General features: G+C 50.8%; 26 protein-coding genes. 15 read left to right on the plus strand and 11 right to left on the minus strand.

Annotated elements, in window-relative coordinates:
* The first annotated feature begins 58 nt into the window (after positions 1-58).
* Complete coding sequence (gene yliI / locus FQZ95_RS24550; RefSeq protein ID WP_160530871.1) at positions 59-1,174, plus strand: aldose sugar dehydrogenase YliI; 1,116 nt, start codon at positions 59-61, stop codon at positions 1,172-1,174.
* On the opposite strand, the gene gstB is transcribed toward yliI, so the two are convergent.
* The gene (gstB, locus tag FQZ95_RS24555; RefSeq protein ID WP_000631897.1) at positions 1,171-1,797 is read right to left on the minus strand and encodes a glutathione S-transferase GstB; all 627 of its coding nucleotides are present in this window, start codon (positions 1,795-1,797) and stop codon (positions 1,171-1,173) included. The two genes, yliI and gstB, sit on opposite strands and share 4 nt — an antisense overlap.
* Before the next feature lie 246 nt (positions 1,798-2,043).
* Between gstB and dacC the strand changes: the two genes are divergently transcribed.
* Entirely contained in the window at positions 2,044-3,246 is a 1,203-nt protein-coding gene (dacC, locus tag FQZ95_RS24560) for a serine-type D-Ala-D-Ala carboxypeptidase (protein WP_000195961.1), read from the plus strand.
* Positions 3,247-3,293: 47 nt separating this feature from the next.
* Here the strand turns inward: dacC and deoR are convergent, their stop codons facing one another.
* Positions 3,294-4,052, minus strand: a complete 759-nt coding sequence (gene deoR, locus FQZ95_RS24565; RefSeq protein ID WP_000450117.1) for a DNA-binding transcriptional repressor DeoR — start codon at positions 4,050-4,052, stop codon at positions 3,294-3,296.
* Positions 4,053-4,109: 57 nt separating this feature from the next.
* Positions 4,110-4,706 (minus strand): undecaprenyl-diphosphate phosphatase, encoded by a 597-nt coding sequence (gene ybjG / locus FQZ95_RS24570; RefSeq protein WP_160530873.1) that lies wholly within the window; start codon positions 4,704-4,706, stop codon positions 4,110-4,112.
* A 285-nt stretch (positions 4,707-4,991) separates the two neighbouring features.
* Between ybjG and mdfA the strand changes: the two genes are divergently transcribed.
* A complete protein-coding gene (gene mdfA / locus FQZ95_RS24575) occupies positions 4,992-6,224 on the plus strand; it encodes a multidrug efflux MFS transporter MdfA (protein ID WP_088541635.1) in 1,233 nt (410 codons plus the stop codon).
* Between the two features lie 40 nt (positions 6,225-6,264).
* Here mdfA and ybjH read toward each other — a convergent pair whose 3' ends face one another.
* From ybjH to FQZ95_RS24590, 3 genes are all read right to left on the minus strand, one after another.
* Positions 6,265-6,549, minus strand: coding sequence for a protein YbjH (gene ybjH / locus FQZ95_RS24580; protein WP_000605918.1), 285 nt, complete (start codon positions 6,547-6,549; stop codon positions 6,265-6,267).
* Positions 6,550-6,634: 85 nt separating this feature from the next.
* Positions 6,635-7,450, minus strand: coding sequence for a 5-amino-6-(5-phospho-D-ribitylamino)uracil phosphatase (gene ybjI / locus FQZ95_RS24585; protein WP_001353328.1), 816 nt, complete (start codon positions 7,448-7,450; stop codon positions 6,635-6,637).
* Entirely contained in the window at positions 7,450-8,658 is a 1,209-nt protein-coding gene (locus FQZ95_RS24590; RefSeq protein WP_160530875.1) for an MFS transporter, read from the minus strand. The genes ybjI and FQZ95_RS24590 overlap by 1 nt, the downstream gene beginning before the upstream one ends.
* 83 nt (positions 8,659-8,741) lie before the next feature.
* Between FQZ95_RS24590 and rcdA the strand changes: the two genes are divergently transcribed.
* Positions 8,742-9,278 (plus strand): DNA-binding transcriptional regulator RcdA, encoded by a 537-nt coding sequence (rcdA, locus tag FQZ95_RS24595; RefSeq protein WP_001295289.1) that lies wholly within the window; start codon positions 8,742-8,744, stop codon positions 9,276-9,278.
* A gap of 174 nt (positions 9,279-9,452) precedes the next feature.
* Here rcdA and FQZ95_RS24600 read toward each other — a convergent pair whose 3' ends face one another.
* Positions 9,453-11,138, minus strand: coding sequence for an aspartate:alanine antiporter (locus tag FQZ95_RS24600; RefSeq protein ID WP_001024876.1), 1,686 nt, complete (start codon positions 11,136-11,138; stop codon positions 9,453-9,455).
* Between the two features lie 269 nt (positions 11,139-11,407).
* Here FQZ95_RS24600 and FQZ95_RS24605 point away from each other — a divergent pair, with 269 nt between their 5' ends.
* The gene (locus FQZ95_RS24605) at positions 11,408-11,782 is read left to right on the plus strand and encodes an inner membrane protein YbjM (protein ID WP_000681109.1); all 375 of its coding nucleotides are present in this window, start codon (positions 11,408-11,410) and stop codon (positions 11,780-11,782) included.
* 32 nt (positions 11,783-11,814) lie between these two features.
* Here FQZ95_RS24605 and grxA read toward each other — a convergent pair whose 3' ends face one another.
* Positions 11,815-12,072 carry a glutaredoxin 1 gene (gene grxA, locus FQZ95_RS24610; RefSeq protein WP_001195231.1) on the minus strand — a complete coding sequence of 86 codons (258 nt, stop codon included), beginning with the start codon at positions 12,070-12,072 and terminating at the stop codon, positions 11,815-11,817.
* Positions 12,073-12,231: 159 nt separating this feature from the next.
* Here grxA and FQZ95_RS24615 point away from each other — a divergent pair, with 159 nt between their 5' ends.
* The 10 genes from FQZ95_RS24615 (at position 12,232) to rlmC (ending at position 20,955) form a co-directional block, all read left to right on the plus strand.
* Positions 12,232-12,519: a DUF1418 family protein gene (locus tag FQZ95_RS24615; RefSeq protein WP_001201576.1), complete on the plus strand. Its 288-nt coding sequence runs from the start codon at positions 12,232-12,234 to the stop codon at positions 12,517-12,519.
* The gene (gene nfsA / locus FQZ95_RS24620; protein ID WP_000189133.1) at positions 12,503-13,225 is read left to right on the plus strand and encodes a nitroreductase NfsA; all 723 of its coding nucleotides are present in this window, start codon (positions 12,503-12,505) and stop codon (positions 13,223-13,225) included. The genes FQZ95_RS24615 and nfsA overlap by 17 nt, the downstream gene beginning before the upstream one ends.
* A 60-nt stretch (positions 13,226-13,285) precedes the next feature.
* Entirely contained in the window at positions 13,286-14,188 is a 903-nt protein-coding gene (gene rimK, locus FQZ95_RS24625) for a 30S ribosomal protein S6--L-glutamate ligase (RefSeq protein WP_000684325.1), read from the plus strand.
* 87 nt (positions 14,189-14,275) lie between these two features.
* Positions 14,276-14,752, plus strand: coding sequence for a YbjN domain-containing protein (locus tag FQZ95_RS24630; protein WP_000203025.1), 477 nt, complete (start codon positions 14,276-14,278; stop codon positions 14,750-14,752).
* 350 nt (positions 14,753-15,102) lie between these two features.
* Positions 15,103-16,215 (plus strand): spermidine/putrescine ABC transporter substrate-binding protein PotF, encoded by a 1,113-nt coding sequence (gene potF, locus FQZ95_RS24635; protein WP_105271705.1) that lies wholly within the window; start codon positions 15,103-15,105, stop codon positions 16,213-16,215.
* 94 nt (positions 16,216-16,309) lie between these two features.
* On the plus strand, positions 16,310-17,443 hold the full coding sequence (gene potG / locus FQZ95_RS24640; protein ID WP_160530877.1) for a putrescine ABC transporter ATP-binding subunit PotG: 1,134 nt from the start codon (positions 16,310-16,312) through the stop codon (positions 17,441-17,443).
* A gap of 9 nt (positions 17,444-17,452) precedes the next feature.
* Complete coding sequence (gene potH / locus FQZ95_RS24645; RefSeq protein WP_000105416.1) at positions 17,453-18,397, plus strand: putrescine ABC transporter permease PotH; 945 nt, start codon at positions 17,453-17,455, stop codon at positions 18,395-18,397.
* Positions 18,394-19,239, plus strand: a complete 846-nt coding sequence (potI, locus tag FQZ95_RS24650; RefSeq protein WP_001061668.1) for a putrescine ABC transporter permease PotI — start codon at positions 18,394-18,396, stop codon at positions 19,237-19,239. The genes potH and potI overlap by 4 nt, the downstream gene beginning before the upstream one ends.
* Before the next feature lie 59 nt (positions 19,240-19,298).
* Positions 19,299-19,787 (plus strand): YbjO family protein, encoded by a 489-nt coding sequence (locus FQZ95_RS24655; protein ID WP_000389258.1) that lies wholly within the window; start codon positions 19,299-19,301, stop codon positions 19,785-19,787.
* Positions 19,788-19,827: 40 nt separating this feature from the next.
* On the plus strand, positions 19,828-20,955 hold the full coding sequence (gene rlmC, locus FQZ95_RS24660; RefSeq protein ID WP_160530879.1) for a 23S rRNA (uracil(747)-C(5))-methyltransferase RlmC: 1,128 nt from the start codon (positions 19,828-19,830) through the stop codon (positions 20,953-20,955).
* A gap of 174 nt (positions 20,956-21,129) precedes the next feature.
* Here rlmC and artJ read toward each other — a convergent pair whose 3' ends face one another.
* From artJ to artQ, 3 genes are all read right to left on the minus strand, one after another.
* On the minus strand, positions 21,130-21,861 hold the full coding sequence (gene artJ, locus FQZ95_RS24665; RefSeq protein WP_001354873.1) for an arginine ABC transporter substrate-binding protein ArtJ: 732 nt from the start codon (positions 21,859-21,861) through the stop codon (positions 21,130-21,132).
* 290 nt (positions 21,862-22,151) lie between these two features.
* Positions 22,152-22,820: an arginine ABC transporter permease ArtM gene (gene artM / locus FQZ95_RS24670; RefSeq protein WP_000895400.1), complete on the minus strand. Its 669-nt coding sequence runs from the start codon at positions 22,818-22,820 to the stop codon at positions 22,152-22,154.
* Positions 22,820-23,536, minus strand: a complete 717-nt coding sequence (artQ, locus tag FQZ95_RS24675) for an arginine ABC transporter permease ArtQ (RefSeq protein ID WP_039020450.1) — start codon at positions 23,534-23,536, stop codon at positions 22,820-22,822. Before artQ ends, artM begins: the two co-directional genes overlap by 1 nt.
* Between the last annotated feature and the right edge of the window lies 1 nt (position 23,537).

Genomic DNA, 23,537 nt, shown 5'->3' on the forward strand with positions numbered 1-23,537 from the left:
TGAATTTGTTATCTCCTCCACTGACTACGCTTTAAGCCAGAGTCAATCCGGAGGCGTTATGCATCGACAATTCTTTTTCTCTGTGCCCCTTATTTGTCTTTCTTCCGCTCTCTGGGCGGCTCCTGCAACGGTAAATGTCGAAGTACTGCAAGACAAACTCGACCATCCCTGGGCGCTGGCCTTTTTACCCGATAATCACGGCATGTTAATCACCCTGCGCGGCGGTGAGTTGCGTCGCTGGCAAGCAGGAAAAGGATTATCTGCGCCGCTTTCCGGAGTGCCGGACGTTTGGGCGCACGGGCAGGGCGGTCTGCTGGACGTGGTTTTAGCGCCTGATTTTGCTCAGTCGCGCCGCATCTGGTTAAGTTATTCCGAAGTTGGCGATGATGGCAAAGCCGGAACTGCTGTGGGTTATGGCCGCTTAAGTGATGATCTCTCAAAAGTGACCGACTTCCGCACCATTTTTCGCCAGATGCCAAAACTGTCTACCGGCAACCATTTTGGCGGGCGGCTGGTATTCGACGGTAAAGGTTATCTTTTTATTGCTCTGGGCGAAAACAATCAGCGCCCGACGGCGCAGGATCTGGATAAATTACAGGGCAAACTGGTGCGTCTTACTGACCAGGGCGAGATCCCGGATGATAATCCTTTTGCCAGGAGATCCGATGCACGCGCCGAGATCTGGTCTTATGGTATTCGTAACCCGCAAGGAATGGCGATGAATCCGTGGAGTAATGCACTGTGGCTAAATGAACATGGCCCCCGCGGTGGTGATGAAATTAATATCCCGCAAAAAGGCAAAAACTACGGCTGGCCGCTGGCAACCTGGGGAATCAACTATTCGGGATTTAAGATACCGGAAGCGAAAGGGGAGATCGTCGCCGGGACCGAGCAACCTGTTTTTTACTGGAAAGATTCGCCCGCCGTGAGCGGCATGGCCTTCTATAACAGCGATAAATTCCCCCAGTGGCAGCAAAAATTATTTATTGGCGCGCTGAAAGATAAAGATGTCATTGTGATGAGCGTCAACGGCGACAAAGTGACAGAAGATGGCCGTATTTTAACGGACAGAGGGCAGCGAATTCGTGATGTTCGTACTGGACCCGACGGTTATTTATACGTTCTCACCGACGAGTCCAGTGGGGAATTACTTAAAGTTAGCCCACGCAATTAGCTAACGGGGATCATCACCACTTTGCGCACTGCGGGGCGTTCAGTGAGTTGCTGATACCAGCGTTGCAGATTTGGACGTGGTGTCCAGGTCAGGCCAACGTTAAACAAATTGTAGATGAACGGAGCGATAGCGATATCGCCCACACCAAACTCGTCGCCAGAGAACCATTTTACTTTTGCCAGTTCCGCATCGAGCAGGGCAAACAGGGCGTCGCACTCTTTGCAACTGGCATCAATGGCGGCCTGATCGCGCTCTTCGGGGGGTGTTCTGACCAATCCCATCAGGATCCCGCGATGGGCATTGCTGAGCGTCTGGTTTGCCCAGTCCATCCATTTTTCCGCTTCTGCACGGCGTGCCGGTGAGTCGATCCACAGGCGGTTTTGCCCATACTGTGCCGCCAGATAGCGGACAATGGCGTTTGATTCCCAAAGAATGAGATCACTTTCGTCGTCACGCAATAACGGCACCAGCCCGTTAGGGTTCATCGCCAGAAAATCAGCATCGTGGTTTACCCCAAACTCACGGCCCGCGAGAATTTGCTCATAAGGTAGTTCCAGTTCTTCGAGCGTCAGCAATACTTTTTTTACGTTGGTTGAATTATTCCGACCCCACAGCGTAATCATACTTACCCCTTTTCCGACAGGCAGCCACAGGCTGAACAGGACTTTGATGGTGAAGTAAAGTTAACTTTTAAGCAACAGCTGGCAAAAAAATGACGGCAGAAGCAGCGAAGCGGCAGGATATTGCATAAACTTTAAAAACTTTACCAACTTACGGTTTCTTTAAGTTTGTGTGTGCGTTATTAATCACCGAACTTATCATACGGCGATATAACGTATTTTTTTTGAATGGATACTCGGGTGGCATTTATGACGCAATACTCCTCTCTCCTTCGTGGTCTTGCAGCGGGTTCTGCATTTTTATTCCTTTTTGCCCCAACGGCATTCGCGGCGGAACAAACCGTTGAAGCGCCGAGCGTGGATGCGCGTGCATGGATTTTAATGGATTACGCCAGCGGTAAAGTGCTGGCAGAAGGCAATGCGGATGAGAAACTGGACCCCGCGAGCCTGACTAAAATCATGACCAGCTATGTGGTTGGGCAGGCGCTTAAGGCCGATAAGATTAAACTCACCGATATGGTGACGGTCGGTAAAGATGCCTGGGCGACGGGAAACCCGGCACTGCGTGGTTCGTCGGTAATGTTCCTCAAACCAGGCGATCAGGTTTCGGTGGCAGACTTGAACAAAGGCGTGATTATCCAGTCCGGTAATGACGCCTGTATTGCGCTGGCTGATTACGTTGCCGGGAGCCAGGAGTCATTTATTGGTTTGATGAATGGTTATGCCAAAAAACTGGGGCTGACCAACACGACCTTCCAGACGGTGCACGGTCTGGATGCGCCGGGGCAGTTCAGTACCGCGCGCGATATGGCATTGCTGGGTAAAGCACTGATTCACGATGTGCCAGAAGAGTACGCCATTCATAAAGAGAAAGAGTTCACCTTCAACAAAATTCGTCAGCCTAACCGTAACCGTCTGCTATGGAGCAGCAATCTGAATGTTGATGGCATGAAGACAGGAACCACGGCAGGCGCGGGATATAATCTGGTTGCTTCGGCTACCCAGGGCGATATGCGTTTAATCTCCGTAGTGCTGGGGGCGAAAACTGACCGTATCCGTTTTAATGAGTCTGAGAAATTATTGACCTGGGGTTTCCGCTTCTTTGAAACCGTGACGCCAATTAAACCTGATGCCACCTTTGTGACTCAGCGCGTCTGGTTTGGTGATAAGAGCGAAGTGAATCTCGGGGCAGGCGAAGCGGGATCCGTGACCATACCGCGTGGGCAGCTGAAAAACCTGAAAGCGAGTTATACGTTAACGGAACCGCAGCTTACCGCACCGCTGAAAAAAGGTCAGGTTGTCGGCACCATTGATTTCCAGCTTAACGGTAAATCCATTGAACAGCGCCCGCTGATCGTGATGGAAAATGTGGAAGAGGGTGGATTCTTTGGTCGGATGTGGGATTTCGTGATGATGAAATTCCATCAGTGGTTCGGCAGCTGGTTCTCTTGATTTTGTGATAACCGGATGGCGTGGAAACGTCATCCGGTTATGCATCATTAATACATCAACTTAATACGCTGCGTCTGCGCGTACTTCACATACTCATCTTCCGGGCAACAATCGCTCACCACAATGTCAAAGCGTTTCAGGTCACCCATGCGCGCCGGACGCACCTTGCCAAATTTACTGTGGTCGACAACCAGCACATGCTTTTGCGCCATCGACATGGCCCAGTGTTTTACCGGCAACTCTTCAAGATTAAAACAGGTAGCGCCCTTACTGACATGCACCCCCGCCGCGGAATAAAAAGCGATATCCGGGCAAAAATTATTCAGCGTTTGCTGAAAATCGATGGGTTTGAAAATGGCGTTGCTGGCGTGAAATTCACCACCGCAAAGAAACGCGCGGCAATGAGGTTTCTCTTTCAGTGCCAGAAAGGTATTTAGCGAATAACAAATGGCGGTAAAAGGGATTTCATTATCAATCGCTTCAATAATCCACGGTGTGGTGGTGCCACAGTCAAAAAAGAGGGTCTGATCGGGTTCTACCAGCGTCGCAGCCAGTTTTGCCGCCCGGCGTTTTTCTTCCACCAGGCGGGATTTTTGATCGCTTAACAGGTAATGGCTGGCGCTGCGTGGTTCCAGAACAATATAGCCGCCGAGCAAAACGACGGGCGCACTGTGGTTGTTCAGATCGCGACGAATCGTCATCTCCGAAACCCCAAGCAGGGCGGCGGCGTCTTTAAGATGTAACTTATCGCTGCGTTTTAATTCTTGCAGCAGCTGCCCGATACGCTCTTCGCGACGTGTTTCCATAATCCCTCTGAATAGTTATTGAAGCGAGCCGCTCAATACTACACTTTTTAGCAGAGATCAGTCACGCACCCAGCCTTTGCGGATCGGTAATGCAAAACAGAAACGATACCACGATTGCAGACGTTGATAGAGTTTATGCCCCATCGCTTGCCAGATAATCTGGGCGCTAAGGCAGCCAATCATACCTGCCAGCAATCCACCGAGCATATCCAGCGGCCAGTGCACGCCAAGATAAACGCGCGACCAGGCAATGACAACAGCCAGTATCATTAAAAGGGAACCGGACCACAGGCGATGCCAGCATAAAAATGCCAGTGCAAAGGTGAAAATTACCGTACCATGATCGCTCGGGAATGAGTCATCCGCCGCATGATGCAGGAAGTTATAGCCGATATTTTCGACAAAGGGTCGGTCGTGCGGAAAAAGATGCCCCATCGTCCAGGACACAAACAGGCTGACCGCCAGCGCGATTGCGATTTTTATCACCAGTTGCCGTTGTGCTGTAAGCCCCCACAACCAAAGTACTGCGGCCAGCAGCGGCACCACGGTAATCAAATCTTTAGCAATAAAAATCGCCAACGAGATCATCCACGGAGCCGAGTCTGGCGTCGCGTTAATAAGAGAGAATAGAGAGAGATTCAAATTTTCCAGCATAACTTCCCGACGCAAAGTGATTAAAAGGGAGCCAATACAGGCAAGTCGTTGAGAATAAAGTGCAGGTTAAACTGGGTAAAGCGGCATCGTCTTATTTCCCTCAAGCGGCCCTGTTTACGGTGGCTGATTGTAACGAGCATAGGTTAAATAAAACTTAAAGAAAGCGTAGCTATACTCGCAATAATGTAAGAATGTGCTTAACCGAAGTTTCAGCTACAAAATTCGCTTTCTCGTTAGCTGCGCTTTTATTAAACTTTGCGCGATTATTATTGGCGAAGAAATTGCATGCAAAATAGATTAGCTTCCGGTGCCAGGCTTGGACGTCAGGCGTTACTTTTCCCTCTCTGTCTGGTGCTTTACGAATTTTCAACCTATATCGGCAACGATATGATTCAACCCGGTATGTTGGCCGTGGTGGAACAATATCAGGCGGGCATTGATTGGGTTCCTACTTCGATGACCGCGTATCTGGCGGGCGGGATGTTTTTACAGTGGCTGCTGGGACCACTGTCGGATCGTATTGGTCGCCGTCCGGTGATGCTGGCGGGAGTAGTGTGGTTTATCATCACTTGTCTGGCGATATTACTGGCGCAAAATATTGAACAATTCACGCTGTTGCGCTTCTTGCAGGGCATAAGCCTCTGTTTCATTGGCGCTGTGGGTTACGCCGCAATTCAGGAGTCCTTCGAAGAGGCGGTTTGTATCAAGATCACCGCGCTGATGGCGAACGTGGCGCTTATTGCTCCGCTACTTGGTCCGCTGGTGGGCGCGGCGTGGATCCATGTGCTGCCCTGGGAAGGGATGTTCGTCTTGTTTGCCGCATTGGCAGCGATCTCCTTTTTCGGTCTGCAACGAGCCATGCCTGAAACCGCCACGCGTATAGGCGAGAAACTGTCGCTGAAAGAACTCGGTCGTGACTATAAGCTGGTGCTGAAGAACGGTCGCTTTGTGGCAGGGGCACTGGCGCTGGGTTTTGTTAGCCTGCCGTTGCTGGCGTGGATCGCCCAGTCGCCGATTATCATCATTACCGGCGAGCAGTTGAGTAGCTATGAATATGGCTTGCTGCAAGTGCCTATTTTCGGGGCATTAATTGCGGGTAACTTGCTGCTAGCGCGTCTGACCTCGCGCCGCACCGTACGTTCATTGATTATTATGGGCGGCTGGCCGATTATGATTGGCCTGTTGGTCGCTGCTGCGGCAACGGTTATCTCATCGCACGCGTATTTGTGGATGACCGCCGGGTTAAGTATTTATGCTTTCGGTATTGGCCTGGCGAATGCGGGATTGGTGCGATTGACCCTGTTTGCCAGCGATATGAGTAAAGGTACGGTTTCTGCGGCGATGGGAATGTTGCAAATGCTTATTTTTACCGTCGGTATTGAAATCAGCAAACATGCCTGGCTGAATGGGGGAAATGGCCTGTTTAATCTCTTCAACCTTGCCAACGGGATTTTGTGGCTGCTGCTGATGGTTATCTTTTTAAAAGATAAACAGATGGGTAATTCGCACGAAGGGTAAAAAAATGCCTGATTGCTTTGTGAGATCAGGCATTCTCAAATTAATGGTGATGGTCGTCAATCTGGTGTTCGATAACCATCCCTTCACCTACGCTGGCAAGATGGCGAACATACGGATGCGGGCGGTAAGCCGGAGCTGGCGCAGGAGCCACATAGACGGTTTGCGGCACAGTCGCGACGCTGACTGCTTGTGGAACGCTGACTGAATCAGGGACCACAACCACTTTGTATCCACTCGGCACATCGACGGTGACACTTTGCGCCATCGCCACACCAGTAAAGCCCATTAAAAGCGCGCCCAACAGTAGACAATTTCTCATAATCATTTCGCCTGAAATAATGCAGCGGGTTAATTTCTGCGAATTATGCAGCCTTCATTCAGGCTTTGTGTTGCCGGGCGTGCTACCGTTTTTATTGATCAAAAGGCGCTTCGTGTTTAAGAACTTTATCGATCACATCCAGTACACCTTCATGATTATTGGAGCCTGCCCGGTATTTTGCCGCTGCGACGACCGCGCTGCCGGCATTTTCCATCGCAAAACTAAAGCCTGCCTGACGCAGCATCTCAATATCGTTACCACCATCGCCGAAGACCACCACTTCGCTGTCGTCTATTCCCCATAATTTCTGAAGTTGGCGCAGGCCATTCGCTTTATGTACGCCGGGGATAATCAGATCGATGCTGCCGTTGCCGGTGTGGACCGGCACCATAATATCGCCGATGGTCTCATGTAATGCTTTTTGCACTTGTGGAATCAGTTCATCGGAAAGATTCAGGCCAAACTTAAAGAAGATATCTTCTAAATTATCAAAGTTATCGACGTATTCCAGACGGTGATAATACATTTCCGCCACCGTTTTCATGGCATCGTCATATTTTTTGAGGGTATAGGCGCTATTTTTTCCGCAGGCAATAATTTCCACTTCTGGGCGCGTCAGTAAATGTTCCACCACAGTAGCAAACGCATCCTTCGACAGCTCGCCATTAAAAACATCTTTGCCTTCGCTTACAACCCAACCGCCGTTTTCTGCCACAAAGGCAATTTCATTAGCAATTTCAGGGAAGAAAGAGATCAACTGATAATATTGATTCCCGCTGGCGACCACAAAGCGAATGCCTTGTGCTTTCATCTGCTGATACTGAGCCATAAACCGCTCACGGTTATAGGTTTTTTGATCGCTTAAGAAAGTACCATCCATGTCAACCGCAATTAATTTAATGCTCATCAACTATTCTCCATCGCCGTCTGCGTTTGGGTATCGGGTTTGGCGACGGCTTTCGCGACAATAGCCGCAAGAATAACCAGCGCCAGTACAACCAACATTGCACTACGTAATCCATAATGTTCGCCGAGATAGCCCAGCAGCGGCGGCCCGACGAGGAAAGCCAGATAACCGGTCGTTGCTACCACGCTGACGCGGGTCGGTGCATCGGGGCCGGTATCGCTGGCGGCAGAAATGGTCAGTGGGAAGCCCAGCGAGGCACCCAGTCCCCAAAGTACAACAGACACCCCAGCGACCCAGGCGCTATCGACAAAAATAATCAGCCCAATACCCAACGCTCCCATCAGTGCACTGGCCCGAACCACGGCAACGCGACTATAACGGTCGATGAACCAACCGCCGGTAAAGCGTCCAACAGTCATCCCCAGGGTAAAACCGGCATAAATCAGCGAGCCGGAAGTAGGGCTAAAACCATGACCGTCAACCATTAATAAGGGTAACCAGTCGTTAGCAGAACCTTCGGCAAAGGCCATCGCCAGAACCACGACACCAATCAGCAGCAACTGGATATCGCGATAAAAAGGTACACCTTTTTCACCATGCTGGGTGCCATCGGCAGCATTTTTGCCAGTACCGTCAGGGATTGCCTGAATAGCAATATAAATAGGCGCGATGCCTACCAGTGCCGCCAATAAAATATGCACCGTTGCCGGAACGCCAAAGGCCGTCAGTGCCATCCCGACACCAGCGCCTGCCAGCGTGCCCAGGCTATAAAAACCGTGCATCATCGGTAAAACCGTTTTATTCATTTCTCGCTCAACGGCGGCACCCTCAACGTTTATCGCCACTTCTGCAGAACCAAAACTAGCCCCAAAGACGCCGAGACCAACGGCAAAGAGCACGGGCGATGTCAGCCAGAGTGCCAGACTTAATATCATCATCCCGATCAATGCGCAGGACATCGTGACCAGGATGACATTACGCGTCCCAAAGCGTTTCACTAACCACGCCGAGCAGAGAATACCGCTCATTGAACCGATCGACAGACCAAAGAGGACTCCGCCCATTTCAGCGATCGAAACAGAAAGAATATCGCGGATAGCAGGTGTACGAGTTGCCCAGGACGCCATTAACAGGCCCGGCAAAAAGAAGAACATAAACAGCGCCCAGGTTCGGCGTTTCAATGCATTACGTGAAGAATTTACGGTCATAGATCACGTCAAAATAAGAAGAGGGAAGACAACATTAGCAAGGTTGTGTACATTTGTACACAATTGCAGAGAGAGGAAATGACATGCGTCGCGCTAACGATCCGCAACGGCGAGAAAAAATTATCCAGGCCACGCTGGAGGCGGTGAAACTTTACGGAATACATGCCGTTACGCACCGCAAAATTGCTACCCTTGCCGGGGTACCGTTGGGGTCGATGACCTACTATTTTTCAGGAATTGATGAGTTGTTGCTGGAGGCGTTCAGCAGTTTTACTGAGATCATGTCCCGGCAATATCAGGCATTTTTTAGCGATGTTAGTGATGCTCCGGGCGCATGCCAGGCTATCACCGATATGATCTACAGCTCACAGGTTGCAACGCCGGATAACATGGAGCTGATGTACCAGCTCTACGCGCTGGCTAGCCGAAAACCGCTATTAAAAACGGTAATGCAAAACTGGATGCAGCGCAGTCAGCAAACGCTCGAACAATGGTTTGAACCCGGAACCGCCCGCGCGCTTGATGCGTTTATTGAGGGGATGACGCTGCATTTTGTCACCGACCGTAAGCCGCTATCGCGCGAGGAGATTTTGAGGATGGTTGAGAGGGTTGCAGGGTAGTAGATAAATTTTAGATAACAAAAAACCCACCAACCTTGAACCAAAATGGCGGGGTTGATGGGCTCCACAAAATGGGGACATCAAAGAAAAGCAGTGGCACTAATTAAGACTGATGCCCTGAGGAAAAGTTCTGCGGTTGTGCAAAAAAATTTCATTTTCAGGGCAACTTCAGTTTTATCCTAATCCTGGCCATACCATGACGATGATTGTCCCAGCCAGCGTTAGCAGAACGTTGGCGATTGCGTAGGTGCCCGCATAGCCCAGCGCCGGGATATTACTGCGAGCTGTATCACTGATGATCTCCATTGCCGGCGCGCAGGTGCGTGCGCCCATCATTGCGCCGAACAACAGTGCGCGGTTCATTCGCAATACATAAGCACCGAACAAGAAGCAGATAACCACTGGCACCAGACTGACAATCAATCCGGCAATCAACATTTGACCGCCAATCGCGCCCAGGCCGTTATTAATACCGCTACCAGCGCTCAGACCAACGCCTGCCATAAACACCATCAAGCCGAACTCCTTCACCATGCTTAATGCACCCTGCGGAATGTAACCGAAGGTCGGGTGGTTAGCGCGCATAAAGCCCAGCATAATTCCGGCGAATAACAACCCGGCAGCGTTCCCCATGCCGAAACTGAATGTGCTGAACTGGAAGGTGATCATCCCGATCATCAGCCCAATAACAAAGAAGGCGCAGAATGCCAGCAAGTCAGTGACCTGGCTGTGAATCGATATAAAGCCGATGCGATCGGCGATGGTTTTTACGCGACGGGCATCGCCGCTGACTTGTAAAACGTCACCTTTGTTAAGCACGACGTTGTCATCAATCGGCATCTCAATCTGACTACGAATGACGCGGTTGAGGAAGCAGCCGTGATCGGTCAACTTCAGTTGTGCGAGACGTTTGCCAACAGCGTTATGGTTTTTAACGACCACTTCTTCAGTGACGATACGCATGTCGAGGAGGTCGCGATCAAAAACTTCTTTGCCATTACGGAAACTGGGATCGAGTCGGGCGTGGGCGTCGGGATAGCCTACCAACGCTATTTCATCGCCCATTTGTAGTACGGCATCACCGTCTGGATTTGCCAGAATCCCGTTACGACGAATACGTTCAATGTAACAGCCAGTTTGTCGATAAATACCCAGTTCACGCAGATTTTTGCCGTCGGTCCAGGCTACCAGCTCCGGGCCGACGCGGTAGGCGCGGATCACCGGCAAATAAACCTTACGGTTGGCATCTGTGTCCAGGCCACGTTCGCGGGCGATTTGCTGGGCGCTGGTCTGTAAGTCCTGATGCTGCAATTTCGGCAAGTAACGCGCACCAACAATCAAACTCACCAGACCGATTAAATAGGTTAAGGCATACCCGAGGCTCAGATTATCCAGTGCCAGTGAGAGCTGCCTGCTTTCCATGCCGGAATGACGCAGTGTATCGCCAGCACCGACCAAAACCGGTGTTGACGTCATAGAGCCTGCTAACATACCGGCCGTCAGGCCAATATCCCAGCCAAACAGCTTACCTAACCCTAAGGCGATCACCAGCGCACTGCCAACCATCACCAGTGCTAACATTAGGTAATTTTTCCCATCGCGAAAAAAAATGGAAAAAAAGTTCGGTCCAGCTTCGACCCCGACGCAGAAAATAAACAGCATAAAGCCAAGATTAAGCGCGTCGGTGTTAATGCTGAAATGTTGTTGGCCTAATAACAGCGATACGACTAAAACGCCAATGGAATTACCCAGTTGGATCGAACCAAGTCGTAATTTCCCGAGACATAGCCCAAGCGCGAGGACCACAAATAATAACAGAATGTAATTCCCATTTAACAATTCGGCGACGTTTATATTCACGGAGGCTAACTTCTTGTTTACTAGTAAGCTGTTGAAAGAAATGGTAATTTACGATAATGTTTTTTACCAGAATTCAGGGCGCAGATTCATTCAGCGCACCTAAACGATAGTAAAGTAACAATATATTTTACTAGTGTAATCACATTAGGTATCAACGGCTATATGAATTGCGTTGGCCTATATTAGCATGGAATGCGAAGCGGCTTTATCTTACTGAACGCCACACTGGCGAAAAATGTGTTCGATAGACGCAGTGTCAGGAGGAACGAGTGAAACATAAACAACGTTGGGCGGGGGCAATCTGCTGTTTTGTCCTCTTCATTGTGGTGTGCCTTTTTCTGGCGACGCACATGAAAGGCGCTTTTCGGGCTGCCGGGCATCCTGAAATTGGTTTGCTGTTTTTCATTCTTCCTGGAGCGGTTGCCAGCTTCTTTTCACAGCGTAGAGAAGTCCTGAAACCTCTGTTTGGCGCAATGCTGGCGGCACCCTGTTCGATGCTCATAATGCGGCTGTTTTTTTCACCAACGCGCTCATTCTGGCAAGAGCTGGCATGGTTATTAAGTGCGGTGTTCTGGTGTGCGTTGGGGGCATTGTGTTTCTTATTTATCAGCAGTTTGTTTAAATCACAGCACAGAAAAAATTAATTAAGCCCTCAACACGAGGGCTTGTCAGACGCTCAGGCGTCCAGATTCTCTTTCACCCATGCAGCAAAATCGGTATAGCCGCCGATATGTTGCTGATCGACAAAAATCTGCGGCACGGTTTCTACGGGTTTACCTGCCTTTTGTTGTAGATCTTCTTTAGTGATCCCTTCCGCACGAATATCTACATACTGATACTGAAAATCATCGCGTTCATTGCTCAACTTCTCAGCCAGATCTTTTGCACGCACACAGTAAGGGCAACCCGGACGACCAAAAATAACGGTTTGCATTATTTCTCCCCTCATAGACTTATGCCTGTAATGATCACGCTAAAATGTATTCGCTGAAAGTAGGTTTAACCTGTTGCATTAATTGCTAAAAGCTATAACTGTTAAACACAATACAGTGAAAAGTTTTAGACTGAAGGCTCACTTTGCAGAGGGAAGCGTATGCGCGCGATCGGTAAATTGCCTAAAAGCGTGTTGATACTGGAATTTATCGGAATGATGTTGCTGGCGGTGGCGCTGCTGTCGGTAAGCGACTCCCTGTCGCTGCCTGAGCCATTTTCTCGGCCAGAAGTGCAGATTCTGATGATTTTTCTCGGTGTTTTGCTCATGCTTCCCGCTGCGGTGGTGGTTATTCTTCAGGTGGCAAAACGTCTTGCCCCACAGCTGATGAACCGTCCACCGCAATATTCACGTTCAGAAAGAGAAAAAGATAATGACGCCAACCATTGAACTTATTTGTGGCCATCGCTCCATTCGCCATTTCACTGATGAACCCATTTCCGAAGCGCAGCGTGAGGCGATTATTAACAGCGCCCGTGCGACGTCCAGTTCCAGTTTTTTGCAGTGCAGTAGCATTATTCGCATTACCGACAAAGCGTTACGTGATGAACTGGTGACGCTGACCGGCGGGCAAAAACACGTAGCGAAAGCGGCGGAGTTTTGGGTGTTCTGTGCCGACTTTAACCGCCATTTACAGATCTGTCCGGATGCACAACTTGGCCTGGCGGAACAACTGTTGCTCGGTGTCGTTGATACGGCAATGATGGCGCAGAATGCGTTAACCGCAGCGGAATCGCTGGGATTGGGCGGGGTATATATCGGCGGCCTGCGCAATAATATTGAAGCGGTGACGGAACTGCTGAAATTACCGCAGCATGTTCTGCCGCTGTTTGGGCTGTGCCTTGGCTGGCCTGCGGATAATCCGGATCTTAAGCCGCGTTTACCGGCTTCCATTTTGGTGCATGAAAACAGCTATCAACCGCTGGATAAAGACGCACTGGCGCAGTATGACGAACAACTGGCGGAATATTACCTCACCCGTGGCAGCAATAATCGCCGGGATACCTGGAGCGATCATATCCGCCGAACAATCATTAAAGAAAGCCGCCCATTTATACTGGATTATTTGCACAAACAGGGTTGGGCTACGCGCTAAAACCGCCACGCCGATGTATGATACGCGGGCTTTTGACCAGGTCTGACAGAGAGGTGCAGGGTGAAAATTGCCATATTGTCCCGGGATGGAACGCTCTATTCGTGTAAGCGGCTGCGTGAAGCCGCTATACAGCGTGGTCACCTGGTTGAAATTCTTGATCCGCTTTCTTGCTACATGAACATAAATCCTGCGGCGTCTTCTATTCACTACAAAGGCCGCAAGTTACCCCATTTTGACGCTGTGATCCCGCGTATTGGCACCGCCATTACCTTTTATGGGACGGCGGCACTGCGCCAGTTCGAGATGCTGGGGAGCTATCCGCTCAATGAGTCGGTCGCCATTGCCCGGGCGCGTGACAAATTGCGTTCGATGCAACTGCTGGCGCGTCAGGGCATCGACCTGCCTGTCACGGGCATTGCGCATTCGCCGGATGATACCAGCGATTTAATCGACATGGTCGGTGGTGCGCCGCTGGTGGTTAAGCTGGTTGAAGGTACGCAGGGAATTGGTGTCGTGCTTGCGGAGACGCGTCAGGCGGCGGAAAGCGTGATTGACGCCTTTCGCGGTCTGAACGCGCATATTCTGGTGCAGGAATATATCAAAGAGGCGCAAGGGTGCGATATCCGCTGCCTGGTTGTTGGGGATGAAGTGGTCGCTGCGATTGAACGGCGGGCGAAAGAGGGCGATTTTCGTTCCAATTTGCATCGTGGAGGCGCGGCAAGCGTCGCCAGTATCACACCACAGGAGCGTGAAATCGCGATAAAAGCCGCGCGAACGATGGCGCTGGACGTTGCTGGTGTGGATATTCTGCGTGCTAATCGCGGGCCATTGGTGATGGAGGTGAATGCGTCGCCGGGGCTGGAAGGAATAGAAAAAACCACCGGTATCGACATCGCGAGTAAAATGATCCGCTGGATCGAACGCCACGCTACGACCGAATATTGCCTGAAAACGGGTGGTTAGTCGCAATCACATTACTGATCATGGTTTTGCCTGCGCTTTTTGCGTAAGCTGTGCCGGTCTTTTTATCGAAAGAGGTTGTACAAAATTATGACATCGCTGGTCGTTCCTGGTCTGGATACGTTGCGTCAATGGCTCGATGACCTGGGGATGAGTTTTTTTGAATGTGATAACTGTCAGGCTCTGCATCTGCCCCATATGCAGAATTTCGACGGTGTCTTTGATGCCAAAATCGATCTGATCGATAACACGATCCTGTTTTCTGCCATGGCGGAAGTCCGACCTTCAGCCGTATTGCCGCTGGCGGCGGATTTATCAGCCATCAATGCCAGTTCGCTGACCGTGAAAGCATTTCTTGATATGCAGGATGATAATCTGCCAAAGCTGGTGGTTTGCCAGTCTTTATCCGTTATGCAGGGCGTAACCTATGAGCAGTTTGCATGGTTCGTGCGTCAGAGCGAAGAGCAGATTTCGATGGTCATTCTTGAAGCTAATGCCCATCAACTGCTGTTACCGACTGACGATGAAGGGCAAAACAACGTTACCGAAAACTATTTCCTCCACTGATAACTCCTTTCGAGCACGCAGTCGCTGCCGCAGTGACTGCGTGCTGCAAAATTATCTGCTGTTTTTAACCTTTTCTTAAAGATTATTTCACTTCTCTTGTGCCGATTTGGCTTTATCACATAGAGCAAATACGCATAAAAATTTGTTAAATACCGTTTTTTAATCCGAGCTATAGTCTCAAACCCTGGCTAAAGTTATTCTTGCGATGCTTTTATATAGCGAGCAGTGCTGGCCGGGAGAGAGTTCTCTTTTCTTACACCGCGCCGATAAAAAATATGCACGAATATTGCATATCTTTCAGTGTGACAACTTTTGTTCGTTTGTTAACGAACTTTCAGAAGGAAAGAGATATGACCGCCTTAAATAAAAAATGGCTATCGGGTCTGGTTGCGGGTGCTCTGATGGTCGTCTCTGTCGGCACGCTCGCGGCTGAACAAAAAACACTCCACATCTATAACTGGTCTGATTATATCGCCCCGGATACGGTGGCCAATTTTGAAAAAGAAACCGGTATTAAAGTCGTCTACGATGTTTTCGACTCTAACGAAGTACTGGAAGGCAAATTAATGGCAGGGAGCACCGGCTTTGACCTGGTGGTTCCATCTGCCAGCTTTCTGGAGCGCCAGTTGACTGCGGGAGTTTTCCAGCCACTGGATAAAAACAAATTGCCGGAGTGGAAGAATCTCGACCCGGAACTGCTGAAGCTGGTCGCTAAACATGACCCGGATAATAAATTTGCTATGCCCTATATGTGGGCGACGACCGGGATTGGCTATAACGTCGATAAAGTCAAAGCGGTACTGGGTGAAAACGCGCCCGTCGATAGCTGGGACTTGATCCTCAAACCTGAAAATCTGGAAAAACTGAAAAGCTGCGGCGTCTCTTTCCTTGATGCACCGGAAGAAGTGTTTGCTACCGTGCTGAATTATCTCGGTAAAGATCCCAACAGCACTAAAGCAGATGATTACACCGGACCGGCAACCGATCTGCTGTTAAAGCTGCGCCCGAACATTCGTTATTTCCATTCATCTCAATACATTAACGACCTGGCAAACGGCGATATTTGCGTCGCTATCGGCTGGGCGGGCGATGTCTGGCAGGCGTCAAACCGCGCGAAGGAAGCAAAGAATGGCGTGAATGTCTCGTTCTCGATTCCGAAAGAAGGGGCGATGGCATTCTTTGATGTATTTGCCATGCCTGCGGATGCCAAAAATAAAGACGAAGCTTATCAGTTCCTGAATTACCTGCTGCGTCCGGATGTCGTAGCGCATATTTCCGACCATGTGTTCTATGCCAATGCTAACAAAGAAGCTACGCCGCTGGTAAGCGCGGAAGTGCGTGATAATCCAGGGATTTATCCTCCGGCGGACGTTCGTGCGAAGTTGTTCACTCTGAAAGTGCAGGATCCGAAAATCGACCGTGTGCGCACCCGCGCGTGGACCAAAGTGAAGAGCGGAAAATAATCCGCAGCCGTAGATGCCGGACGGGCGCACCACACCCGCCGGCAATTCGCACCATTATGGTGCGCTTGCACACATTCAATGCCGGAGAGCAGCCGTGAATGACGCTATCCCTCGCCTGCAGGCGAAAACCCGTAAGGCGCTGACGCCGCTATTAGAAATCCGTAATCTGACTAAATCTTACGATGGTCAGCATGCGGTCGATGATGTCAGCCTGACCATCTATAAAGGCGAAATCTTCGCGCTACTGGGCGCATCCGGCTGTGGCAAGTCCACGCTGCTGCGTATGCTGGCAGGTTTCGAACAACCTTCTGCCGGGCAGATTATGCTCGATGGCGTCGATTTATCACAGGTGCCGCCTTACCTGCGCCCTATCAACATGATGTTTCAGTCTTACGCGCTGTTTCCGCATATGACCGTGGAGCAGAACATCGCCTTTGGCCTGAAACAGGACAAGCTGCCGAAAGCAGAAATTGCCAGCCGGGTCAATGAGATGCTTGGGCTGGTGCATATGCAGGAGTTCGCCAAACGCAAACCGCATCAGCTTTCCGGCGGTCAGCGACAGCGTGTGGCACTGGCCCGAAGCCTTGCCAAGCGCCCAAAACTATTACTGCTCGACGAGCCGATGGGCGCGCTGGATAAAAAATTGCGTGACCGGATGCAGCTTGAAGTGGTGGATATTCTGGAGCGCGTCGGTGTGACTTGTGTGATGGTCACCCACGATCAGGAAGAGGCGATGACCATGGCGGGGCGCATCGCCATTATGAATCGTGGGAAATTTGTCCAGATTGGCGAACCGGAAGAGATCTATGAGCATCCGACCACCCGCTATAGCGCTGAATTTATCGGTTCGGTAAACGTCTTTGAAGGTGTACTCAAAGAGCGTCAGGAAGATGGTCTGGTGCTTTATTCGCCGGGGCTGGTGCATCCACTGAAAGTTGATGTAGATGCTTCGGTGGTCGATAACGTGCCGGTGCACGTGGCGCTGCGTCCGGAAAAAATCATGCTTTGTGAAGAACCGCCCGCCAATGGTTGTAACTTCGCGGTGGGGGAGGTGATGCACATTGCCTATCTCGGCGATCTTTCGGTCTATCACGTTCGCCTGAAAAGCGGGCAGATGATCAGCGCCCAGCTACAAAATGCCCATCGTTATCGTAAAGGATTACCCACCTGGGGCGATGAAGTGCGCTTGTGCTGGGAAGTGGACAGTTGTGTGGTGCTGACGGTTTAAGGAGCAAAGATGAGTACACTTGAACCTGCTGCCCAGCCAAAACCTTTTAAGCTGTGGCTGTCGCAGTTGCAAATGAAGCATGGGCGCAAACTGGTGATTGCGCTGCCCTATATCTGGCTAATCCTGCTGTTTCTGCTGCCATTTCTGATCGTTTTTAAAATAAGCCTGGCGGAGATGGCGCGCGCTATTCCACCTTATACTGAACTGATGGAGTGGGCTGACGGGCAACTTTCCATCACTCTTAATCTCGGTAATTTCCTGCAACTGACCGACGATCCGCTCTATTTCGATGCATATCTCCAGTCGTTACAGGTAGCGGCGATTTCGACAATTTGCTGTTTACTGATCGGCTATCCGCTGGCGTGGGCGGTGGCGCACAGTAAGCCCTCGACCCGCAATATCTTATTGCTACTGGTGATCCTGCCGTCGTGGACCTCGTTTCTGATCCGCGTTTATGCCTGGATGGGAATATTAAAAAATAACGGCGTGCTGAATAATTTTCTGCTGTGGCTGGGGGTTATCGACCAGCCGCTGACCATTCTGCATACCAACCTGGCCGTTTATATCGGCATTGTTTATGCCTATGTACCGTTTATGGTGCTGCCGATTTATACCGCGTTGATTCGTATTGATTATTCGCTGGTGGAAGCGGCACTGGATCTCGGTGCACGACCGCTGAAAACGTTCTTTACTGTGATCGTGCCGCTGACCAAAGGCGGGATTATTGCCGGATCGATGCTGGTGTTTATCCCGGCTGTGGGTGAGTTTGTGATCCCTGAACTGCTCGGTGGCCCGGACAGCATCATGATCGGGCGCGTGCTGTGGCAGGAGTTTTTCAATAACCGCGACTGGCCGGTGGCCTCGGCGGTAGCGATCATCATGTTGCTGCTGCTAATTGTGCCGATAATGTGGTTCCACAAGCATCAGCAAAAAAGCGTGGGAGAACACGGATGAATAATTTACCGGTGGTTCGTTCGCCCTGGCGAATTGTGATTTTGCTGCTGGGCTTCACCTTTCTCTACGCGCCAATGCTGATGCTGGTGATCTATTCATTCAACAGCTCGAAGCTGGTGACGGTGTGGGCCGGCTGGTCAACGCGCTGGTATGGCGAATTATTGCGTGATGATGCGATGATGAGTGCGGTTGGTTTAAGCCTGACAATAGCTGCCTGTGCGGCAACGGCGGCGGCGATCCTCGGGACGATTGCGGCAGTGGTACTGGTACGCTTTGGTCGGTTTCGCGGATCAAATGGCTTTGCCTTTATGATCACTGCGCCATTGGTAATGCCGGATGTGATCACGGGCTTGTCGCTGTTGTTGTTATTCGTCGCACTTGCACATGCCATCGGCTGGCCTGCGGAGCGAGGCATGCTCACCATCTGGCTGGCGCATGTCACTTTCTGTACGGCTTATGTGGCAGTCGTTATTTCGTCGCGTCTGCGGGAGCTGGACCGTTCCATTGAAGAAGCAGCGATGGATCTCGGTGCGACGCCGCTGAAAGTGTTTTTCGTCATTACGCTACCGATGATCATGCCCGCGATCATTTCTGGCTGGTTACTGGCTTTTACTCTGTCGCTCGACGATCTGGTGATTGCCAGCTTTGTTTCCGGGCCAGGAGCCACCACGTTACCGATGCTGGTCTTCTCCAGCGTGCGGATGGGGGTAAATCCGGAAATCAACGCCCTGGCAACATTGATCCTCGGCGCGGTCGGAATTGTCGGATTTATCGCCTGGTATCTGATGGCGCGCGCAGAAAAACAGCGGATACGCGACATCCAGCGTGCAAGACGTGGCTGAAGACACTAAAATTTGCCAACCTGGCTACATAATGCCGCGCATGTCGCGGCATTGTTTTCATGGAAGACGAAACGTTGGGATTTTTTAAGAAAACATCTTCATCTCATGCTCGCCTGAATGTGCCTGCGCTGGTGCAGGTGGCGGCGCTCGCCATTATTATGATCCGTGGCCTCGACGTGCTGATGATTTTCAATACGCTGGGCGTGCGCGGTATTGGCGAGTTCATTCATCGCAGTGTACAAACCTGGAGTTTAACACTGGTCTTTTTAAGCAGCCTGGTGCTGGTTTTCATTGAGATCTGGTGTGCGTTTTCACTGGTGAAAGGGCGTCGCTGGGCGCGCTGGCTGTATCTGTTGACACAAATCACGGCCGCCAGTTATTTGTGGGCGGCTTCGCTGGGTTATGGTTATCCGGAGCTGTTCAGCATTCCCGGTGAATCAAAACGTGAAATCTTCCATAGCCTGATGCTGCAGAAGTTGCCGGATATGCTCATCCTGTTGCTACTGTTCGTTCCCTCAACCAGTCGGCGGTTCTTCCAGTTGCAATAATGTGTATAATCGTCGCCCCTGATGATGTGAAGGTTAATGTATGCAGTGCGCACTTTACGACGCGGGTCGCTGTCGTTCCTGTCAGTGGATAACGCAGCTGATTCCAGAGCAACTCTCCGCTAAAACCGCCGATCTTAAAAATCTGCTCGCCGACTTTTCGGTTGAGGAATGGTGCGAGCCGGTGTCAGGCCCGGAGCAAGGGTTTCGTAATAAAGCCAAAATGGTGGTGAGTGGTAGCGTTGAAAAACCACTGCTCGGTATGCTGCATCGCGACGGCACACCAGAAGACCTTTGCGATTGTCCGCTTTATCCCTCCTCATTTGCGCCCGTTTTTGCGGCGTTAAAACCGTTTATCGCCCGTGCGGGGTTAACACCCTACAACGTGGCGCGTAAGCGTGGCGAACTGAAATACATTCTGCTGACTGAAAGCCAGAGCGATGGTGGCATGATGCTGCGCTTTGTACTGCGTTCCGAAACCAAGCTGGCACAACTGCGTAAGGCGCTGCCGTGGTTACAGGAACAACTGCCGCAGCTGAAAGTCATTACCGCCAATATTCAGCCGATACATATGGCGATTATGGAAGGGGAGACAGAGATCTACCTGACCGAACAACAGGCACTGGCGGAGCGTTTTAATGATGTGCCGCTGTGGATCCGTCCACAAAGTTTCTTCCAGACTAATCCGGCGGTAGCCAGCCAGCTGTACGCTACTGCGCGCGACTGGGTACAACAGTTGCCGGTTAAACATATGTGGGATCTGTTCTGTGGCGTGGGGGGCTTTGGTTTACATTGCGCGACGCCTGACATGCAGTTAACCGGGATCGAAATTGCGCCAGAGGCCATTGCCTGTGCGAAGCAGTCAGCCGCTGAACTGGGCTTAACGCGTTTGCAATTTCAGGCGCTGGACTCCACTCAGTTTGCCACCGCTCAGGGGGAGGTGCCGGAGCTGGTGCTGGTTAACCCGCCGCGCCGCGGCATTGGTAAACCGCTGTGTGATTATCTTTCAACGATGGCACCGCGTTTTATCATCTACTCCAGCTGTAACGCCCAAACGATGGCCAAAGATATCCGCGAATTGTCAGGTTATCGTATTGAACGGGTACAGCTTTTTGATATGTTCCCGCACACCGCGCACTATGAAGTGCTGACACTGTTGGTGAAGCAATAAAAAAGCCGCGGCTGCGGCTTCAGATTGCTGATAAGGTGCGCGTTGTTCATGTCGGATGCGGCGTGAGCGCCTTGTCCGGCCTACAAAATCGTGCTAAATCAATGCATTGCAGGGTAAATGTAGGCCTGATAAGCGTAGCGCATCAGGCAATCTTACTTTTGTCATCAGTCCCGATTACTGCGGGAACCACTGGTCATTGATTTTCTGATACGTACCATCTGCTTTAATCGCTGCCAGTGCGTTATTCAGTTTTTCCAGCAGGGCTTTATTATCCGGACGTACAGCGATGCCCAGACCGGTGCCGAAGTACTGCGGGTCGGTTACTTTCTCTGTTGCAACGCCCAGTTGTGGATTGGTTTTCAGCCATTCATTAACCACCGCTGTGTCACCAAATACCCCATCAATACGACCATTTTTCAGGTCGATAAAGGCATTTTGATAACTGTCATAGGAGACAGTTTTTACTTCCGGGTGCTGATCCTGAATATATTTCTGGTGCGTCGTACCGTTTTCCATCCCTATGCGTTTGCCTTTCAGGTCGGCAAACGTTTTGTAGGTATCTTTTTTGGCAATCACAACAGCTGAGTTTTCGTAGTAGGGCGTGGTAAATGATACCTGCTTGCTACGCTCCGGCGTGATATCCATACCGGAGATAACGGCGTCATATTTTCTGAATTTCAGTGACGGGATGAGGCTGTCGAAAGCGTGATTGGTAAAAGTACATTCTGCCTGCATCTGTTTGCATAACGCTTTTGCCAGGTCGATATCAAAGCCGACAATCTCATTATTAGCACCTATAGATTCAAAGGGAGGATAGGTCGCTGATACGCCGAAATTGATTTTCTCTGCGGCAGAAGCGCCGAATGCACAGGATGAAAGTAAAGCGGCAAGAACTAACTTTTTCATGATGGAACTCCCGTCTGTCAATCTTATGATTTTTGGCCGTGTCTGCGGCATGAGATAACAATGCCATTAAGTGAATTTATATGCAATAAATATGATTAAATAATTCGTGATGAATAAAAAAAGACGGACAACTTAGTAGGTTGCCCGTCTTTATTATATTAATCTATGCACTATGTAGGCCGGATAAGGCGTACACGCCGCATCCGGCATAGGCACCGTGCTGGTGTCTGATGCGACGCTGGCGCGTCTTATCAGACCTACAAATCATCCGGCATCAGCATGCAGCCATGTCAATTCCGTCGCTCGAACGCCAGCGCTTTGCGCTCGATCAAACGCATCATCAGTGTCAGCAGGCCGTTGACGACCAGGTAAATAATCCCCGCCGCACCGAACACCATGACATCGTAAGTGCGCCCGTACAACAACTGGCTGTATCCCATCACTTCCATCAGCGTAATGGTGTAAGCCAGAGAGGTACTTTTGAACACCAGCACCACTTCGTTGGAATAAGAAGAGAGTGAGCGTTTAAAGGCATACGGCAGCAGGATCGCCAGCGTATCTTTTTTGCTCATCCCCAGGGCGCTACAGGACTGCCACTGACCTTCCGGGATTGCACGAATTGCACCGTAAAATAGCTGCGTGGTATACGCCGCACTGTTCAGCGACAACGCAATCAGCGCGCACAACCACGGTTCTGACAACAGATGCCACAGTGCCGGATACTCCTGCAATGTCGGGAACTGGCCTGGACCGTAGTAAATCAGGAAGATCTGCACCAACAGCGGCGTACCGGTAAACAGCGTGATATAGCCCCGCACCAGCCACACCAGTACCGGCGTTTTCAGCGTCAGGATGATGGTAAAAATCAACGCCAGAATTAGCGCCACAATCAGCGAGGCAATCGTCAGCGTCAGGCTGGTGTGCAGCCCTTTCATCAGTTCGGGTAAATACTCAAGCATCAGCCAGGCCTCCGCTCAAAACGTGTCGCGCGCAGGTCAATGCGTTTGAGAATGTACTGACTGAGCAGGGTAATCACCAGATAGATCGCTGCTGCCACAATGTACCAGGTAAATGGCTCCTGGGTACGAGTGGCGATGCTTTTGGTTTGCAGCATTAAATCATTCACACTTATCAAACTGACCAGCGCGGTATCTTTCAGCAGTACCAGCCACTGGTTACCGAGACCAGGCAGCGCATGACGCCACATCTGCGGCATCACCAGGCGGAAAAAGATAGCCGATTTCGACAGCCCCAGCGCCTGACCGGATTCCCACTGGCCCACCGGCACCGCTTTCAGTGCGCCACGCAGGGTTTGCGAGGCATAGGCGGCATACAGTAGCGACAGGGCGATAACCCCACACAGGAACGGGCTAACGTCGAAGTTCTCAATGTCCATCTGCACCGGGATCTGTACGATCCCAAGATTGATGGTGAAGCCATCCGAAAGCGTCAGCAGTAACTGCGAGGAGCCAAAATAGATAAACAGCACCACCAGAATTTCTGGCAGACCGCGCAGAATCGTCACCAGTGCTGAACCTACCCACGCGACAGGACGCCATTTTGCTGACTCCCACACCGCAAAGAACATCGCCAGCGCCAGTCCGACAATCAATGCACAAACGGCAAGGCCGACGGTCATCCCGGCGGCGCTTGCTAAAGGAAAAAATTCATTCATC

It is taken from the genome of Escherichia sp. HH41S (assembly GCF_009820115.1).
GTDB classification, from domain to species: Bacteria; Pseudomonadota; Gammaproteobacteria; order Enterobacterales; family Enterobacteriaceae; genus Escherichia; species Escherichia coli_F.

What these genes read in the sequence shown, in the direction of transcription:
- potH (WP_000105416.1), top strand. Translation starts at nt 17,453, where the DNA reads ATGAGTACACTTGAACCTGCTGCCCAGCCAAAACCTTTTAAGCTGTGG.
- rlmC (WP_160530879.1), top strand. Translation starts at nt 19,828, where the DNA reads ATGCAGTGCGCACTTTACGACGCGGGTCGCTGTCGTTCCTGTCAGTGG.
- dacC (WP_000195961.1), top strand. Translation starts at nt 2,044, where the DNA reads ATGACGCAATACTCCTCTCTCCTTCGTGGTCTTGCAGCGGGTTCTGCA.
- grxA (WP_001195231.1), bottom strand. Translation starts at nt 12,072, where the DNA reads ATGCAAACCGTTATTTTTGGTCGTCCGGGTTGCCCTTACTGTGTGCGT.
- yliI (WP_160530871.1), top strand. Translation starts at nt 59, where the DNA reads ATGCATCGACAATTCTTTTTCTCTGTGCCCCTTATTTGTCTTTCTTCC.
- FQZ95_RS24655 (WP_000389258.1), top strand. Translation starts at nt 19,299, where the DNA reads ATGGAAGACGAAACGTTGGGATTTTTTAAGAAAACATCTTCATCTCAT.
- ybjI (WP_001353328.1), bottom strand. Translation starts at nt 7,450, where the DNA reads ATGAGCATTAAATTAATTGCGGTTGACATGGATGGTACTTTCTTAAGC.
- mdfA (WP_088541635.1), top strand. Translation starts at nt 4,992, where the DNA reads ATGCAAAATAGATTAGCTTCCGGTGCCAGGCTTGGACGTCAGGCGTTA.
- rcdA (WP_001295289.1), top strand. Translation starts at nt 8,742, where the DNA reads ATGCGTCGCGCTAACGATCCGCAACGGCGAGAAAAAATTATCCAGGCC.
- gstB (WP_000631897.1), bottom strand. Translation starts at nt 1,797, where the DNA reads ATGATTACGCTGTGGGGTCGGAATAATTCAACCAACGTAAAAAAAGTA.
- artM (WP_000895400.1), bottom strand. Translation starts at nt 22,820, where the DNA reads ATGCTTGAGTATTTACCCGAACTGATGAAAGGGCTGCACACCAGCCTG.
- FQZ95_RS24615 (WP_001201576.1), top strand. Translation starts at nt 12,232, where the DNA reads ATGCGCGCGATCGGTAAATTGCCTAAAAGCGTGTTGATACTGGAATTT.
- FQZ95_RS24630 (WP_000203025.1), top strand. Translation starts at nt 14,276, where the DNA reads ATGACATCGCTGGTCGTTCCTGGTCTGGATACGTTGCGTCAATGGCTC.
- artQ (WP_039020450.1), bottom strand. Translation starts at nt 23,536, where the DNA reads ATGAATGAATTTTTTCCTTTAGCAAGCGCCGCCGGGATGACCGTCGGC.
- potI (WP_001061668.1), top strand. Translation starts at nt 18,394, where the DNA reads ATGAATAATTTACCGGTGGTTCGTTCGCCCTGGCGAATTGTGATTTTG.
- artJ (WP_001354873.1), bottom strand. Translation starts at nt 21,861, where the DNA reads ATGAAAAAGTTAGTTCTTGCCGCTTTACTTTCATCCTGTGCATTCGGC.
- nfsA (WP_000189133.1), top strand. Translation starts at nt 12,503, where the DNA reads ATGACGCCAACCATTGAACTTATTTGTGGCCATCGCTCCATTCGCCAT.
- potF (WP_105271705.1), top strand. Translation starts at nt 15,103, where the DNA reads ATGACCGCCTTAAATAAAAAATGGCTATCGGGTCTGGTTGCGGGTGCT.
- deoR (WP_000450117.1), bottom strand. Translation starts at nt 4,052, where the DNA reads ATGGAAACACGTCGCGAAGAGCGTATCGGGCAGCTGCTGCAAGAATTA.
- ybjH (WP_000605918.1), bottom strand. Translation starts at nt 6,549, where the DNA reads ATGATTATGAGAAATTGTCTACTGTTGGGCGCGCTTTTAATGGGCTTT.
- FQZ95_RS24590 (WP_160530875.1), bottom strand. Translation starts at nt 8,658, where the DNA reads ATGACCGTAAATTCTTCACGTAATGCATTGAAACGCCGAACCTGGGCG.
- ybjG (WP_160530873.1), bottom strand. Translation starts at nt 4,706, where the DNA reads ATGCTGGAAAATTTGAATCTCTCTCTATTCTCTCTTATTAACGCGACG.